Genomic DNA, 15,264 nt, shown 5'->3' on the forward strand with positions numbered 1-15,264 from the left:
ACGGCCGGGCAAGCCCTCCTCAGGCGGGGTCGTCCACCGTGAAGCGCACTCCCGAGAAGCGGCTCCGCCACTGGGTGACCTCCGGTGCCACGGTTCCCGGGTCGACGTTCTCGTCCAGGCCCCGGGCGATGAACGACGCCAGCTCCGGCATGTCCGCCTCGGTCATCCCAAGCCTGACGATCTCCGGCGTACCGATGCGCAGGCCGTTCACATCCCCCTCGACCGCTTCCAACGGCAGGCCGATGCCGCAGGCGAGGAGGTTCGCCTCGCGCAGCCGCCGGGCGGCCCGCTGACCGCCGCCGTAGCGGTGGGCGAGGACGGCGAACTGGTGGGAGCGGGTGCACCCGCGCTCGGCGGCGAAGACCGGGACCCCGAGGGCGATCAGTTCGTCGGCGAGCCTTCGCGCGGTCGCGACCATCGCCTGCGCGTAGGCGGGGCCCGCGGCCTTCCAGTCGAGCATCGTCATGGCGAGCGCCGCGGTCTTTCCCGCGTCGAAGTTCGCGGTGAGCCCGGGGTAGGCGATCGCGTCGAGCCGCTGGGCCAGCTCGGCGTCGTCGGTCACGATGAGCCCGCCCGCGGGACCGCCCAGGCTCTTGTACGTGCTCATGGTGATCAGGTGGGCGCCCTCTTCGAGCGGCTGCGGCCAGGTCTTTCCCGCGATCATCCCGCACAGGTGGGCGGCGTCGAAGAGCACGCGGGCACCGACCGAGTCGGCGATCTCGCGGATGCGCGCCACGGGGTGGTGGAACAGGTTGAGGCTGCCGCCGATGGTGATCAGCTTCGGCCGTACCCGTACGGCGAGCTCGCGCAGGGCGTCGACGTCCACCGTGTAGCCGTCGGACGTGACGGGGGCGGGAACGGTCTTCAGCCCGTACAGGCCGGCCGCGCCGGGCTGGTGGTGGGTGACGTGACCGCCGATGCTCGCCGGCGGGGCGATGATCGTGTCGCCGGGTTCGCAGACGGCCATGAACGTGTAGAGGTTCGCGAGTGCTCCGGAGCCGACGCGCACCTCGGCGTAGCCCGCGCCGAAGACCTCCGCGGCCAGCTCGGCGGCGACGATCTCGATCTGTTCGATCGCCTCCAGGCCCATCTCGTACTTGTCGCCCGGGTACCCCAGCGACGCCCGCGACCCGAGGTTGGCCGAGAGCAGGGCCTCGGCCCTCGGGTTCATGATGTTCGTCGCCGGGTTGAGGTTGATCGACTCCACGTCGTGGATGCGGTGGTTCTCGGCCACCAGCCGCTCGATCTCACTCTGGACCGAGGACGCCGTCTGGTCCGTCACGGCCTTCAGGACGGATTGGACGCGATCCTCGGTGGTGGCGGGCACCCACGGGCGGTGGGCGAGGGCACGGGGCATCGGGTGTTCTCCTGGCCGACAGGCAGACGGCTGTCGCGGTGACGTCAGGATGTCTGCCAGACGACGTTAGAACGCAGGCGACGACCAGCGCATCGGGTGAAAGACGGGCTTTCTAGCTGCTTTTTCCTACATTTGCCGGAAAAATACGGCCAACTTCTGCAGAAAAGATCACTTCTTTCACACGGGCCCCATCCCACACCTTCCGCGTCCTCGAACCGGTGCCCCACAGGCCCGGACGACCGCACCACATCGAAGCCCCCGCACCGAACCTTCCGCACGTCGCACCGAGACCCCGCCGCCCCGAACGAGCCACGCCGAAGCCCCACCACCTCGAACGAGTGCGCGCAGAAACCCCACGGCCGGACCACCTTGAACGGGTCGCACCGGGGCCTCACGGCCGAACCACCTTAAATGAGTGAGCGGCTCACTCATTCATTCGCTAGGATGCCGACGTGACATCGACCTCCCAACGCGCCACGCCCCTCCCTCCCGACGAGCGACGCGCGGCACTCATCGCGTCCACCCTGTCGCTCGTGCTCGCCGAGGGTCCGGACGTGAGCACCCGGCGGATCGCGCAGGCGGCGGGCGTGGCCGAGGGGACGATCTTCCGAGTCTTCACCACCAAGGACGAGCTCGTGAGCGTGGCGATCGCGAGCGCCTTCGACTCCTCCTCACTGCTGGGCGAGCTGAAGACGATCGACCGTACGGCCCCCCTGGACGTCCGGCTCGTCTCGGCGGTCGAGATCCTGCAGCGGCGCACCGCGCGCATCTTCCGCCTGGTGGACGCGATAGGGATGAAGGCCATCGAGGCCGGTCACGAACACCGAAATCTCTCCGAGGAGAGCACGCTGATCAGGGAGGCGCTCACCGGCCTGATCGAACCCGCCAGGGAACGGCTGCGGTGCGAACCGAACGAGGCCGCCCGCCGACTGCAGCTGCTGATCATCGCGTGCACCCACCCCCGGCTCGTCGAGAGCGACCCGCTGGCCGCCTCGGAGATCGTCTCCATGTTGCTCGACGGGATACGCCTCACCGCCGCTCCCCCGGAGTCGCTCCCCTGACCCTGACCTCCTGCCCCACCCTCCGGAACCGCTTTCCCGACCCCGACCTCGGCGCCCCCGGCACCCGACCTCGGCGGTCCCGCCCCTGACGCGGCCCCGACGAGCCGGGACCGCGACCTCCCGACTTTCCGTCCTTCCGTTCTTTCTTCCTGCCTCGACGTCCTGCTCGGCTTGACCTCGACCGAGCTTCACCTCGCAGGCTGATCCTCACCATTCCCTTGAAGGAGATTCCCATGATCCCGGTTACCGGGGCGACGGGCGTGACCGGCCGGCGGCCGGATCCCCGGCACGACGCCCCTCGCCCGGCCACCCCGTGCGAGGAGCCCCCATGCTGATCCGCCTGCTCCGCACGTACCTGCGCCCCTACTCGTGGGCGCTGACAGCCGTGGTGGTCCTGCAACTGGTCGGCACCATCGCCTCGCTGTACCTGCCCAGCCTGAACGCCGACATCATCGACCGGGGCGTCGCCACCGGCGACACCGGCTACATCCTGTTCGCCGGTGGCTGGATGCTGCTCGTCTCCCTCATGCAGGTCGCCTGCTCGATCGCGGCGGTCTACTACGGTTCCCTCGCGGCCACGGGATTCGGGCGGGACGTCCGCTCGGCCGTCTTCCACCAGGTCGGCGGGTTCTCCGCCAGAGAGGTCTCCCGGTTCGGGGCCCCCTCGCTGATCACCCGCGGCACCAACGACGTGCAGCAGGTCCAGACGCTCGTCTTGATGACCTGCACGATGCTGGTCGCCGCGCCGATCATGGGCGTCGGCGGCATCGTCATGGCCCTGCGCCAGGACCTCGGCCTGTCCTGGCTCATGCTGGTCTGCGTCCCCGCGCTCCTGGTGTCGATCGGCCTGATCACCGTCCGCATGTTCCCTCAGTTCCGCGCGATGCAGGACCGCATCGACCAGGTCAACCGGGTGCTGCGCGAGCAGCTCACCGGCATCCGTGTGGTGCGCGCCTTCGTCCGCGAGCGTGAGGAGACCCGCAGGTTCGCGGACGCCAACGCCGCGCTGACCGAGACGTCGCTGCGCGTCGGACGACTCACCGCGCTCATCTTCCCCACCATCATGCTGATCCTCAACATCTCCAGCATCGCCGTGATGTGGTTCGGCGCCGCGCGGGTGGACAGCGGGGAAATACAGGTCGGCGCCCTCACCGCGTTCCTCATGTACCTGGTCCAGATCCTCATGTCGATGATGATGGCGACCTTCATCTCGATGATGATCCCGCGAGCCTCGGTCTGTGCCGAGCGCATCGTCGAGGTGCTCGACACCGACTCGTCGGTGACACCGCCCGGCGACCCCGTACGGCAGGTGAGCGGGCGTGCCGAGCTGGAGATGCGTGACGTCGGGTTCCGCTATCCGGGCGCGGAGGCGCCGGTACTGTCCGGAGTCTCCTTCCGCGTGAGCGCGGGACAGACCACCGCCGTCATCGGCAGTACGGGCTCCGGCAAGACGACGCTGATCTCCCTGATACCCCGACTGTTCGACGCCACCTCCGGCACGGTGTCGGTCGACGGCGTCGACATCCGCGACCTGGACCCCCAGACGCTCTGGACGCGCATCGGCCTGGTGCCGCAGAAGCCGTACCTTTTCAGCGGCACCGTCGCGAGCAACCTGCGCTACGGCGACCCGGACGCGAGCGACGCGGAACTGTGGGAGGCGCTGGAGGTCGCCCAGGCCCGCGACTTCGTCGAGGCGATGCCGGAGGGCCTGGAGGCGCCCATCACGCAGGGCGGCACGAACGTGTCCGGTGGGCAGCGGCAGCGGCTCGCCATCGCCAGGGCGCTGGTCAGCAAGCCCGAGATCTATCTGTTCGACGACTCGTTCTCGGCTCTCGACCTCGCCACCGACGCGCGGCTGCGCGCGGCCCTGCGCCCGCACACCGCCGAGGCCGCCGTCGTCATCGTCGGCCAGCGGGTCTCCACCATCGCCGACGCCGACCAGATCATCGTGCTGGACGACGGTGTGGTCGTCGGCCTGGGGACTCATGAAGAGCTGCTGGAGTCCTGCCCCACATACCTGGAAATCGTCGAATCCCAACTAGCCGCGGAGGCCGCAGCATGAGCGACCGGTCCACGACGACCACGCGACCGCGTCCCCCGATCCTCGGCGGAGGCTTCGGGCGAGGCCCCCTCGGGGGGGCCGCCGGGATGCCCGCGGAGAAATCGATGACCTTCGTGCCGTCCGCGCGTCGGTTGATGCGGCGCCTGGATCCCGAGCGCCCGAGACTGCTGGTCGTGATCGCCCTCGCCGTGATCAGCGTGGTGCTGAACGTCCTCGGGCCGAAGATCCTCGGCCACGCGACCGACCTGATCTTCACCGGGGTGATCAGCAGGCAGTTTCCCGCCGGCACGACCCGGGAGGAGGCGATCGCCGCCGCCCGCGCCGCGGGCAACGACAACTTCGCCGGCCTGCTCTCGGGAATGGACTTCGTACCGGGTCTGGGCATCGACTTCGGCGCGCTGGGCACGGTCCTGCTGTGGGTCCTGGGGGTCTATCTCGCCGCGTCGGTCTTCTCCTGGCTCCAGGGCTACCTGCTCAACGACGTGGTGCAGCGCACCGTGTTCCGGCTCCGCGAGGAGGTCGAGGACAAGCTGAACCGGCTCCCCCTGCGCTTCTTCGACGGCCAGCCGCGCGGCGAGCTGCTCAGCCGGGTCACCAACGACATCGACAACGTCTCCCAGAGCCTGCAGCAGACGATCAGCCAGCTACTGGTCTCGCTGCTGACCGTGATCGGCGTGCTGGCGATGATGTTCGTGATCTCGCCGCTGCTGGCGCTGATCGCCCTGATCAGCATCCCGCTGACGATGTTCGTCACCACGCTGATCGCGAAGCGCTCGCAGAAGCACTTCGTCGCGCAGTGGACCCACACCGGCAGCCTGAACGCCCACATCGAGGAGGCGTTCACCGGCCACGAGCTGGTGAAGGTGTTCGGACGCCGCCCCGAGGTCGAGGAGGTGTTCAGGCAGCGCAACGAGGAGCTGTTCAAGGCCGGCTTCGGCGCCCAGTTCGTCTCGGGGATCATCATGCCGATGACGATGTTCATCGGGAACCTCAACTACGTCGTCATCGCCGTCGTCGGCGGCATGCGGGTCGCCACCGGGTCGATGAGCCTGGGTGACGTGCAGGCGTTCGTCCAGTACGCGCGGCAGTTCACCCAGCCGCTGACCCAGGTGGCCTCGATGGCGAACCTGATGCAGTCGGGGATCGCCTCGGCCGAGCGGGTCTTCGAGTTGCTCGACGCCGAGGAGCAGGCGCCGGATCCCGTAGCCCCGGTGCCTCCCACCGTCAGGCGGGGCCGCGTCGAGTTCGAGCACGTGTCCTTCAGCTACGACCCCGAGCAGCCTCTCATCGAGGATCTGTCCCTGGTGGCCGAACCCGGGCACACGGTCGCGATCGTCGGCCCGACCGGCGCGGGCAAGACCACCCTGGTCAACCTGGTCATGCGCTTCTACGAGCTGAACTCCGGACGGATCACCCTCGACGGCGTGGACATCACCGCGATGCGCCGTGATGACCTGCGCTCGCACATCGGCATGGTGCTCCAGGACACCTGGCTGTTCAGCGGGACCATCCGCGAGAACATCGCCTACGGCAATCCGCTCGCCACCGAGGAGCAGATCCAGGCCGCCGCACGAGCCACGTTCGTCGACCGGTTCGTCCGCACCCTGCCCGACGGCTACGACACCGTGATCGACGACGAGGGGGGCAACGTCAGCGCCGGAGAGAAGCAGCTGATCACCATCGCCCGCGCCTTCCTCGCCGACCCGTCGCTGCTCATCCTGGACGAGGCCACCAGCTCGGTCGACACCCGCACCGAGGTCCTGGTGCAGCACGCGATGGCCGCGCTCCGTTCGGACCGCACCAGCTTCGTCATCGCCCACCGGCTGTCCACCATCCGCGACGCGGACCTCATCCTGGTGATGGACGCGGGTCGCATCGTCGAACACGGGACCCACGACGAGTTGCTCACCGCGCGGGGCGCCTACCACCGCCTGTACTCGGCGCAGTTCAGCGGCGCCGCGGTCGCCGAAGGCGACGAGTCCGCCGGGGAGGCGGTGGCCGCGAAGAGGGGGTGACCGTCCGGGCAGGCGGTGTCCCCCTCCAGATGAGGGTGATCACGGCCGGGCAGGCGGTGACCACGACAAGGGGTGACCGCGGCCGGGGAGGCGGTGACCACTCCGAATGGAGGTGATCGCGGTTGGGGAACCGAGAACCGGCCGCGCCGATCCCGGCCCCCACCCCGTCGGCCCTCAATGTCGGCACTTGCCCGATTTGCCACAGCAGTGGTACCACAGATGTGGCACCACTGCTGTGGTGATTCGAGGGGAGCAGGGACATGAGGGGAAGAGCCGCCATCGTGGGGGCCGGGATCGGCGGTCTGGCGACCGCCGTCGGGCTGCGCAGGATCGGGTGGGAGGTGCACATTCTGGAGCGCTGGCCGAAGATCAACCCGGAGGGCACGGCGCTCGGGATGCGTCCCGACGCGCAGGCCGCGCTCGCGCGGCTGGGACTGGGCGAGGAGCTCCGGCGCCGTACGGTCCCCTACCGGCAAGCCCAGATCCGCACGCCGAGCGGCCGCCGGATCGCCGATCTGCCGCTGGAGCGCATCGAGCGCAAGGGGGGTTCGCCCATCCTGATGCTGTCCAGGATCTCTCTGATGGACATGCTGATCGACGCCGTGGGAGACGCCTCGATCACGACCGGCACGGAGATCACCGATCCGGAGGCGCTGCGCGGGGAGTACGACCTGGTGGTGGGGGCCGACGGGTTGCGCAGCACGGTCCGCACGGCGTATTTCGGCACCGCCGTCCGGCCGCGCTACACCGGGATCGTGGCCTGGCGGGGCGTCGCGGGGTTCGAGCCGGGCCTACACGGCGAGACCTGGGGACCCGGCCAGGTGTTCGGCATCACCCCCCAGGAGCCCGGGTCCACCAACTGGTACGCCGCCGTGTCGACCCCGGAAGGCCACCGAGAGACCCTCGACGACGTGCGCGCCCGCTTCACCGGCTGGCACGACCCGATCCTGCGGATCCTCGCCGAAGCCGACGAGGGGACCGTTCTGCGGCACGAGATCCGCGATCTGTCCCCGCACCTGAGATCCTTCGTGACGGACAACGTCGCCCTGGTCGGCGACGCGGCGCACGCCATGACACCGTCCCTCGGGCAGGGCGCGTGCCAGGCCCTGCTGGACGCCGCGGCCCTCACCGACTGCCTCAGAACGGCGGACAAGGTCCAGAGCGCGCTGCACGAGTACGACGCCAGGCGCAGAAAGCCCGCTCAGCGTGTCGTGACGCTGTCGCGCCAGATGACCCGCTTCGCGGGCCACTCCCTGACGGGACCGCGTAACGCCCTCATGCGCCTCCTCCCCCCCTGACCTCGGCCAAGACCTCCCGCCCGACCTCGGCCAAGACTTTCCGCCTGACCGCAGCCGAAGACGCGACACCCTCACACGCCTTCCCCCACCCGACCTCGGCCAGAGCGGCAACGCGCTCATGCACCCCCTACCGCTTGACCTCAACCAAAGATGAGGTCGCAAGCTGGTGGGACATCCTCACCCACGAAGGAGATCCGCATGATTCTGGTCACCGGAGCGACCGGCAAGGTCGGCGGGCAGACCGCCTCCCAGCTCCTCGACGCGGGCCTCCCCGTACGCGCGCTCACCCGTGACCCCACCTCCGCCGCCCTCCCGAAGGGCGCCGAGGTCGTACGCGGTGATCTGGCCGACCCCGCCACGCTGGACGACGCCCTGGACGGGGTCGAGTCGGTGTTCCTCGTCTGGCCCACCCTCTCGGCCGACCATGCGGCACCCTCGACCATCGAGAAGATCGCCAAGCACGCCCGCCACGTCGTCTACCTCTCCGCACGCGGTGTCCCCGACCTCGCACCGGGCACGCCCGAGCCGGACCCGAACTCGATCCTCGGCTCCCATGCCCTCATCGAGCGGCTGATCGAGCGGTCCGGGCCCGAGTGGACGTTCCTGCGGCCCGGCGGGTTCGCCGCCAACACCCTGATGTGGGCCTCGCAGATCCGCGACACCGGCACCGTCCGCTGGGTGCACGGAGGCGCCACCAGGGCACTCATCCACGAGCGGGACATCGCCGCCGCCGGGGTGAGCGTGCTCACCGGCACGGGCCACGCCGGAGCGAGGTACGTGCTGAGCGGCCCCGAGACCCTCACCCAGATCGAGCAGGTGACCGCCATCGGCGAGGCCGTCGGCCGGGCGGTCCGCTGGGAGGAACTCCCGCCCGAGGAGGCGCTGCGCGAGCTGGTCGGCCAGGGCTGGCCGCCCGCGGCGGCGAAGGGACTGATCGACGGGCACGCACGGATGGCGATGTTCCCCGAGTCGGTCACCTCCACCGTGGAGGAACTCACCGGAAGACCGGGCACCCCGTTCCGGCAGTGGGCCGCCGACCACGCCGACGCCTTCCGCTGACGCGCCTCGGCCGGCTATTCGTCGTCGATTCCCGGCAACACCGAGAAAGAGGTGAGCCGACGAAGAGAACGACGTGTTCCGCGAATGTCGAGATCCCCGGTGGCGGTGACCTGAAGACCGGTCCCGTGGGCTCTCACCGCCAACCTGTAATCGGATTCGTCCAACTCGACGCGGAACCGCCTCGCGCTTCCCGTGTCATCGTCGATCCCTTGGATGACCACTTCGCCCTTCCCGAACTTTCCTTCTCGGAACAGGCGAACGACCAGACCGATAACCGTGACACCCGCCCTCGGTTGTCTCGTCCGCAAGAAGTCCGCGGCCTCCCCCAGGATCCTTTGCTGACCAGGCGTGATCCTCAGGCGGGTGGGTTCGTGAGATCCCGCGGCGAGCGGTGACTGCGAGAAGCGGATCTGATAAACGTCATGATCCGGCCCTCCCAGACAGCTCAACGCCTCCAGTTCGGTCGCGTTGGCGACCCCCTGGCCGGGGTGCCCGAAAGAGGAGAGCGGTTTGTCCCCCTCGCTGACCTCTCTCGCGAGGCGTTGAGCCTTCTGGGCCGCGGCGAGCATCCGGCTCGTCACCTTGCGACCGAACGGCAGGGGGCGAACATCCAGCAATTGCTCCTGACCGGCTGTCGGCGGCGACGCCGTCTCCGTGTAGGCGTCTTCCAGCGGAAGGGACAGGGAAAGAATGAAGCTTCCGGGCTGCGTGGAGATCCGGGCCTGAGCGGCATAGGATTCCGCTCGTTGCGGACGGCGAGGAGGAAGGACAAGGGAGTCGGCGTCCAGGGCCACAGCCGATGCGATCACGTAGTTCCGTAGCGCGGATATGGCGGAATGCGCTACGAGCAAGGGGGCTTCTCCCGCCGGGGCGTTCGGGGTCAGTCGCACTGACACATTGTCCGCACCACCGAAACTCATGTCCGCGGCCACTTCCTGTGGAAGCCGTTGCTCCACAAAGGCCAACACCCTCAATGCCTCATTGATACGACCGGCGTAGTCACGAACTTCCTGACTGACCGGAAGAACGACTCGCACGTTCGTTTCCGCATCGGACAGGCGGGATCGCCACAGCGTCGTCCGGCCGTCATCGTCGTCGAGGACCCATCCGGCTCCCCTGAGATAGTCAGCGAAAACGGACAGCGAGGGGACCGGTGCCCCCTTCTCCCCCGGGATGTCATGCGACCCGCTCACTCCGTCCCCCATGCGTCCACGTCCGGCACGGGAGTCGACCTGCGGACCCCATAGGTGCTCAGCATCAGGTGAAGCCCACGGCGATCCAGGGTGTGAGCGGCCGGAAGACGTACGACCTGAGTCTTGGTGTTGTCGGATGCCGGCATGCCCTCCAGCGAGACCCATGCGCCACGTCCCACCAGAAGCGTTCCGTCCGCGTGCAGGCGCACGTTCTCACCGCCTTCCGCTACTCCGATGACGGCAAGTATCCGCCGGATCGCATGATCATCTCGCCTCAACACGTCATAGGTCTCGATGTCCAGGTCATAGTTGTATGTTCCGCCCTCCCGGCGAAGGTCCACCGTGGTCTTGACCTGAATGAGGACAGCCGGGTTGTACGTACCGTGCTCAACACCGCGCCGAAAAAGCTGCACATCCGCCTTCTGCAGGTCCAGAGTCGCGGGTCGCCCATGCAGGAAACCACAGCCTGCGGCGACCACTTCCAGCCATGCCTCCCCGAAGTCCCCTTGTAGCGCGTTCTGTTCGTGTCCTCGCGGAGAGACCATCTTTCCTCAAATTTTCGACAGCCGAAAAGCCTCCTGAGCGAGGGTATAGATGACTACTCGCCACGACCTGGCAATCAATATATTTTTCGTAAAACCGCCAACCTCGTAGCATTCCTTATCTATTCATATCGCCTAAAGCATCACGAAAGACTTAGGGAAAACAGAATAGAGAGAAGTACAGCATCTGGCGCTATTCATAAACCCAGGGCGAATACGGATACAGCAGCAGTTGGAGCTCGCCCCGATCGTGTTCGCGGTCGCGACGTGCGCGACTGACGCGAAGTTCGCCACCTTGGCGTCGTGCCGCACACCGGTCGCTAGCGGGGCGTTCCTTCGCGCTCGCCTCGTCGGGCGAGGCGTTGGAGTTGTCCTTCGTGCACGTCGCTCACCCATTCCCAACCGGGCTTGGCCGACGGGCCGACCCGTGGGTCGGTGGAGACGTGGCCGTCTCGCAGCGCGAGTACGTACGCCCGATCTCGGTCGATCCGTGCCCGCACCTGGTCGGATCCGCCGACGGACCCGTGGCCGGGGACGATGACGTCGACGCCGTCCGCCACGCCCTCGATCAGGTCCAGCGCGGTGAGGTATTCCTCGATCGGGTCGGCGGTGCCCTCCATGTCGAGCATCGGGACCAGGACGTCGGACAGCATGTCTCCGGCGACGAGAACCCCGCGTTCCTCGATCAGCAGCGCCGCGTGGCCCGGGGCGTGCGCCCGGTGCTCGACGATCCGGATCTCGGGGCCGTCCCAGGGGATCCGCGCGGTTTCCGCGGGCAGGCCGGTGATGAGGCCGAGCAGGTCCATCGGCACCTGCCCGGCGATCTCCGTCTCGAGCAGGTGGTCGGCGATGCGGTCCTTCGCACCCGCCTCCGACAGCTGCTCCCGGATCGTGGCCGCGCAGCGCGCCGTGCCGTAACGGGGCACCTCGCCGAACCGGGCGTGCCAGAGCAGGTGGTCCCAGTCCGGATGCGTGGAAAACCCCGCCACCACGGGCCGGCCCGACTCGCGAAGGTCGTTCGCGAGGCAGTCGAGCTCGGAGCCGGTCACGCCGGGGTCGATGAGCAGCACGCCGGCCCTGCCCCGCACCACAACGGTGTTGGTCTGCACGAACTCGCTCTCGTGGACCCACACACCCTCCGCGACCTGCTTCAGCACGAGCCCGTCTCCTTCGCGTCCCGGATGGCGTAGTGATGCATCGTGACGCCCTGGTCGAACGATCGCTGCTCCAGCAGGTCGAGATCGATCGGCAGGTCGTAGTCGTCGAACAGCGGCCTGCCGAAGCCGAGGATCGCCGGATGGGTGAAGAGCAGCAACTCGTCGAGCAGCCCCGCCCGGAGCAGCTGCGTCGCGAGCGCCGCGCCGCCCACACCGATGGTGCCGTCGGTCTGGTCGCGGAGGGCGGCGAGCTGCTCGATCGCGTCGTCCCCACCGATGATCCGGGTGTCGTGATCGGCGCTGTGGCGGGTGCGGGAGACGAGCACCTTGGGGGCCGCCGTCCAGATCTCGCCGTATTCACGCAGGAAGTCCGGCAGCGACGCGTCCTCGCGCGCCCGCGGCCAGAATTCCTCCATCGTCTCGTACATGACCCGGCCCTGGACCATCACCGCGAGCTCCCGCGCCCGCGCGTTGAACTCGCGGTGCAGCTCCTCGCCGATGCGCAGCCATTCGCCGGCGCCGTTGTCCCCGGGAACCTGCTCGATCCGCAGGTCGAGGGACACGTTCATCCAATAGAGGAAGCGACCCATCAGCTCCTCCTTCCCATAGTGCTTGCATTTTGCAACTACTATATTGGCAACGAAACAACCGTCAAGGAGGAGTCGTGGAACCACGGTCCGGCTGTCCGATCAACGCAGGCGTCGAGCTGCTCGGAGATCGCTGGTCGTTGCTCGTGCTGCGCGACATCATCTTCGGCGACCGCCGATACTTCCGCGCGCTGCTCACCGGGTCGATCGAGGGCATCGCCTCGAACATCCTCGCCGACCGTCTCAAGCGGCTCATCGACGCGGGGATCCTCACCCGCGGCGCCGCGGGCCGCGGGCAGCGCGCGCGCTTCAGCCTCACCGAATCCGGCATCCAGACCCTGCCGATCATCTACGCCCTCGGCAACTGGGGCCTCGACTGGACCTCCGGCAGCGCCGAGCTCCGCAGCCGCCAGCAGCTCATGCGCGACGAGGGTCCGGCGTTCGTCGAAGAACTCATGGACGAGCTCCGCGTCCGCCATCTCGACGCCCCGCCGAAGCCGCACGAAGGCCCGGGCGCGTTCGAGCGGCTCAACGCCGCCTACGTCGCCTCCGGCGGCTCCGACTCCCGTCCGTAGACCGTGTCCAGGAGATCGCGGACGAACCGATCGAGATCGTTCAACCCGGCGGCGGCCAGGGTGTCGTGACCGTCCGCCAGCAGGTGCGGGACGGCGGCGTGCAGGGCCAGCGTGACGGCGGCGGCGCGACGCGGGGTGACGGGCAACCCGGCGGCGCGCTGGGCCCGCTCGAAGTCGGTGAAGTCGGCGGCCGCGATCGCGTCGAGTATGGTCGCCAGCCACGGCCTGCGCGCCGCCTCCGCCTGGAGTTCCAGGTAGGCGAGCAGGCGAGAACGGCCGGGACCCGCGACGTTCTCCAGAAGCCCGCGGAACATGGCCACCAGCCCGTCCCGATCGACGGGTTCCCCTCCCGGCACCTGGTGGTACAGCTCGACGCAGCGCTCGGCGATCGCCCGCAGCAGGGAGTCTCTGGTCGGGAAGTAGTTTTTCGCGGTGCCCGGCGGGGTGGCCGCGGCGGCGTCGACGGCCCGGTGGGTGAGGCCGCGCCCTCCGGTCTCCGCGAGCACCTCGATGGCCGCGTCCCGCAGGCGGTCTCGCCGCTCCCGATTCATCTCGCCGACATTACCACCACACCCGTGGTGACTTCTGCCGGCGACCTTGAGACGCGGCGACCTTGAGGCGGTCCCGCCCTCGTCGGCCGCCCGGACGAGATCACCCGGGAAGACGCGGCGGGCATGACCGGACACGGCGGAACCTCCGGCCAGGCCCGCGGGCGGGCCCCGAGGCCGCTCCACCCGTACGGATGGGGCAGCATGGAGGGGTGAGCGAGGGTACGAGCACACTGGCGAGACTGCTGACCGGGGGCGGCGTTCTGGTGCTGAGCGGGGCCGGGATCTCGACGGAGTCGGGGATCCCCGACTACCGGGGACCTGGCGGGACCCTGAACCGGCACACCCCCATGACCTACCAGACGTTCACCGGCGATCCGGTGGCCAGGCGGCGCTACTGGGCCCGCAGCTACCTCGGGTGGCGGGCGATGACCCGGGCCGCTCCGAACAACGGCCACCGCGCGGTCGCGTCCCTCCAGCGGCGGGGCCTGGTCTCCGGCATCGTGACGCAGAACGTCGACGGCCTGCACCAGGCGGGCGGCGCCCGGTCCGTCATCGAGCTGCACGGCAACCTGCGGGAGGTGGTCTGCCTGGGCTGTGGCCACTCCAGCCCGCGCGAGGAACTGGACCACCGCCTGACCGAGGCGAACCCGCGCTTCGGCGCCCTGCCCACCGCGATCAACCCCGACGGCGACGTCGAACTGCCCGACGAGGAGATCGACGGTTTCCAGGTGGTCGGATGCCGGGCGTGCGCCGGAGGGATGCTCAAGCCCGACGTCGTCTTCTTCGGGGAGACCGTTCCGGCGGAGCGGGTCCGCACGTGCTTCTCCCTCGTGGAGGAGGCGCGGCTGCTCCTGGTCCTCGGGTCGTCCCTCACGGTGATGTCGGGCCGCCGGTTCGTGCTGCACGCCGCGAAGCTCGGCATCCCCGTCGCGATCGTCAATCAGGGCCCGACCAGGGGCGACGGCTACGCGGAACTCACCGTCGACGGCCCTTTGGGCACGGTCCTTCCCGAGCTGGTCCGCCTCGTCGACACCGAGATCGACACCGAGACGGTGCCCACCGGCTCACCCCGCTGATCCGCCCGTCCGGTCCGACACGCCCAGCACGGCTCGTACGACGGCGTCGGTGTCGGCGAGGTCCTCCAGCACCAGCTCAGGCCCCGCCTCGCTCAGGATGTTCACGTCGTTGAAGCCGGTGGCGACCGCGATCACCCTCGCTCCACCCTCATGACCCGCGCGGACGTCGTTCGGCGTGTCACCGATCAGCACGGTGTTGCGCACGCTGAAGGAGTCCCCGTACTTGTCGGCGGCGCGTCGCTGCGCGCCGGCCACCAGCGCGGCGCGGTCCTCGTGGTCGGTGCCGTACGCGCCCACCTCGAAGTCCACGAAACCGTCCAGTCCGAAGACGGTGAGCTTGCCGATCGAGACCGCCTCGGTGTTGCCGGTGAGCACCGACTGCACCACGTCCTCGCGTTCCGCCAGCGCCGCGAGCACCTCGCGTGCCCCCGACAGGGCCCGGCCACGCTCCCGCATGACGGCCTCGCGCACGACGAACGCCTCGGCGAGGGCGACATAGAAGGAGTCGAGGAGCTCGTCCGACACCTCGACGCCGTGCGCCTGGAGGATCTCGGAGATGATCGCCCGCTCGGTCCGCCCCGCCACGCTCACCGGGTGTTCCATCCTGCGGCCGGTGGTGGCGTGCAGCGCGTGGTCGTAGGTGTCGGCGGTGACACCGCCGGCGTCGATCAGCGTGTGGTCGATGTCCCACAGTACGAGCGTTCTCGGGGAGCTCACCGCCCGAGCATAAC

At 68.9% G+C, this 15,264-nt stretch carries 14 protein-coding genes; 7 read left to right on the plus strand and 7 right to left on the minus strand.

Features of this window, described 5'->3' with window-relative positions; all coding sequences use genetic code 11:
• Positions 1–19: 19 nt before the first annotated feature.
• Positions 20–1,357, minus strand: coding sequence for an aminotransferase class I/II-fold pyridoxal phosphate-dependent enzyme (gene glyA / locus ACFY3D_RS15405; RefSeq protein ID WP_362904078.1), 1,338 nt, complete (start codon positions 1,355–1,357; stop codon positions 20–22).
• Positions 1,358–1,809: 452 nt separating this feature from the next.
• On the opposite strand from glyA, the gene ACFY3D_RS15410 reads away from it, so the two are divergent.
• The 5 genes from ACFY3D_RS15410 (at position 1,810) to ACFY3D_RS15430 (ending at position 8,852) form a co-directional block, all read left to right on the plus strand.
• Entirely contained in the window at positions 1,810–2,418 is a 609-nt protein-coding gene (locus tag ACFY3D_RS15410; protein ID WP_389979767.1) for a TetR/AcrR family transcriptional regulator, read from the plus strand.
• A gap of 328 nt (positions 2,419–2,746) precedes the next feature.
• Positions 2,747–4,480, plus strand: coding sequence for an ABC transporter ATP-binding protein (locus tag ACFY3D_RS15415; RefSeq protein WP_389979770.1), 1,734 nt, complete (start codon positions 2,747–2,749; stop codon positions 4,478–4,480).
• A gap of 104 nt (positions 4,481–4,584) precedes the next feature.
• Complete coding sequence (locus tag ACFY3D_RS15420; RefSeq protein ID WP_389979773.1) at positions 4,585–6,495, plus strand: ABC transporter ATP-binding protein; 1,911 nt, start codon at positions 4,585–4,587, stop codon at positions 6,493–6,495.
• A 260-nt stretch (positions 6,496–6,755) separates the two neighbouring features.
• On the plus strand, positions 6,756–7,793 hold the full coding sequence (locus ACFY3D_RS15425; RefSeq protein WP_389979776.1) for an FAD-dependent monooxygenase: 1,038 nt from the start codon (positions 6,756–6,758) through the stop codon (positions 7,791–7,793).
• 198 nt (positions 7,794–7,991) lie between these two features.
• A complete protein-coding gene (locus ACFY3D_RS15430; RefSeq protein WP_389979779.1) occupies positions 7,992–8,852 on the plus strand; it encodes an NAD(P)H-binding protein in 861 nt (286 codons plus the stop codon).
• Positions 8,853–8,866: 14 nt separating this feature from the next.
• Here ACFY3D_RS15430 and ACFY3D_RS15435 read toward each other — a convergent pair whose 3' ends face one another.
• From ACFY3D_RS15435 to ACFY3D_RS15450, 4 genes are all read right to left on the minus strand, one after another.
• Positions 8,867–10,045, minus strand: a complete 1,179-nt coding sequence (locus tag ACFY3D_RS15435) for a hypothetical protein (protein WP_389979782.1) — start codon at positions 10,043–10,045, stop codon at positions 8,867–8,869.
• Positions 10,042–10,590, minus strand: coding sequence for a DUF4365 domain-containing protein (locus tag ACFY3D_RS15440; RefSeq protein ID WP_389979785.1), 549 nt, complete (start codon positions 10,588–10,590; stop codon positions 10,042–10,044). Before ACFY3D_RS15440 ends, ACFY3D_RS15435 begins: the two co-directional genes overlap by 4 nt.
• A 317-nt stretch (positions 10,591–10,907) precedes the next feature.
• On the minus strand, positions 10,908–11,744 hold the full coding sequence (locus ACFY3D_RS15445; RefSeq protein ID WP_389979789.1) for an MBL fold metallo-hydrolase: 837 nt from the start codon (positions 11,742–11,744) through the stop codon (positions 10,908–10,910).
• On the minus strand, positions 11,738–12,334 hold the full coding sequence (locus tag ACFY3D_RS15450; RefSeq protein ID WP_350945612.1) for a dihydrofolate reductase family protein: 597 nt from the start codon (positions 12,332–12,334) through the stop codon (positions 11,738–11,740). The genes ACFY3D_RS15445 and ACFY3D_RS15450 overlap by 7 nt, the downstream gene beginning before the upstream one ends.
• A 74-nt stretch (positions 12,335–12,408) precedes the next feature.
• Between ACFY3D_RS15450 and ACFY3D_RS15455 the strand changes: the two genes are divergently transcribed.
• On the plus strand, positions 12,409–12,906 hold the full coding sequence (locus ACFY3D_RS15455; protein WP_362904092.1) for a helix-turn-helix domain-containing protein: 498 nt from the start codon (positions 12,409–12,411) through the stop codon (positions 12,904–12,906).
• Here the strand turns inward: ACFY3D_RS15455 and ACFY3D_RS15460 are convergent.
• Positions 12,870–13,457, minus strand: coding sequence for a TetR/AcrR family transcriptional regulator (locus ACFY3D_RS15460; protein WP_389979792.1), 588 nt, complete (start codon positions 13,455–13,457; stop codon positions 12,870–12,872). The genes ACFY3D_RS15455 and ACFY3D_RS15460 overlap by 37 nt on opposite strands.
• A 191-nt stretch (positions 13,458–13,648) precedes the next feature.
• On the opposite strand from ACFY3D_RS15460, the gene ACFY3D_RS15465 reads away from it, so the two are divergent.
• Positions 13,649–14,533, plus strand: coding sequence for an NAD-dependent protein deacetylase (locus ACFY3D_RS15465; RefSeq protein WP_389979795.1), 885 nt, complete (start codon positions 13,649–13,651; stop codon positions 14,531–14,533).
• Here the strand turns inward: ACFY3D_RS15465 and ACFY3D_RS15470 are convergent.
• Positions 14,522–15,250: an HAD family hydrolase gene (locus ACFY3D_RS15470; protein WP_389979798.1), complete on the minus strand. Its 729-nt coding sequence runs from the start codon at positions 15,248–15,250 to the stop codon at positions 14,522–14,524. The genes ACFY3D_RS15465 and ACFY3D_RS15470 overlap by 12 nt on opposite strands.
• Between the last annotated feature and the right edge of the window lie 14 nt (positions 15,251–15,264).

This window comes from Streptosporangium sp. NPDC000509, from assembly GCF_042898365.1.
Taxonomy (GTDB): domain Bacteria; phylum Actinomycetota; class Actinomycetes; order Streptosporangiales; family Streptosporangiaceae; genus Streptosporangium.

What these genes read in the sequence shown, in the direction of transcription:
- glyA (WP_362904078.1), bottom strand. Translation starts at nt 1,357, where the DNA reads ATGCCCCGTGCCCTCGCCCACCGCCCGTGGGTGCCCGCCACCACCGAG.
- ACFY3D_RS15415 (WP_389979770.1), top strand. Translation starts at nt 2,747, where the DNA reads ATGCTGATCCGCCTGCTCCGCACGTACCTGCGCCCCTACTCGTGGGCG.
- ACFY3D_RS15420 (WP_389979773.1), top strand. Translation starts at nt 4,585, where the DNA reads ATGACCTTCGTGCCGTCCGCGCGTCGGTTGATGCGGCGCCTGGATCCC.
- ACFY3D_RS15425 (WP_389979776.1), top strand. Translation starts at nt 6,756, where the DNA reads ATGAGGGGAAGAGCCGCCATCGTGGGGGCCGGGATCGGCGGTCTGGCG.
- ACFY3D_RS15430 (WP_389979779.1), top strand. Translation starts at nt 7,992, where the DNA reads ATGATTCTGGTCACCGGAGCGACCGGCAAGGTCGGCGGGCAGACCGCC.
- ACFY3D_RS15440 (WP_389979785.1), bottom strand. Translation starts at nt 10,590, where the DNA reads ATGGTCTCTCCGCGAGGACACGAACAGAACGCGCTACAAGGGGACTTC.
- ACFY3D_RS15450 (WP_350945612.1), bottom strand. Translation starts at nt 12,334, where the DNA reads ATGGGTCGCTTCCTCTATTGGATGAACGTGTCCCTCGACCTGCGGATC.
- ACFY3D_RS15460 (WP_389979792.1), bottom strand. Translation starts at nt 13,457, where the DNA reads ATGAATCGGGAGCGGCGAGACCGCCTGCGGGACGCGGCCATCGAGGTG.
- ACFY3D_RS15465 (WP_389979795.1), top strand. Translation starts at nt 13,649, where the DNA reads ATGGGGCAGCATGGAGGGGTGAGCGAGGGTACGAGCACACTGGCGAGA.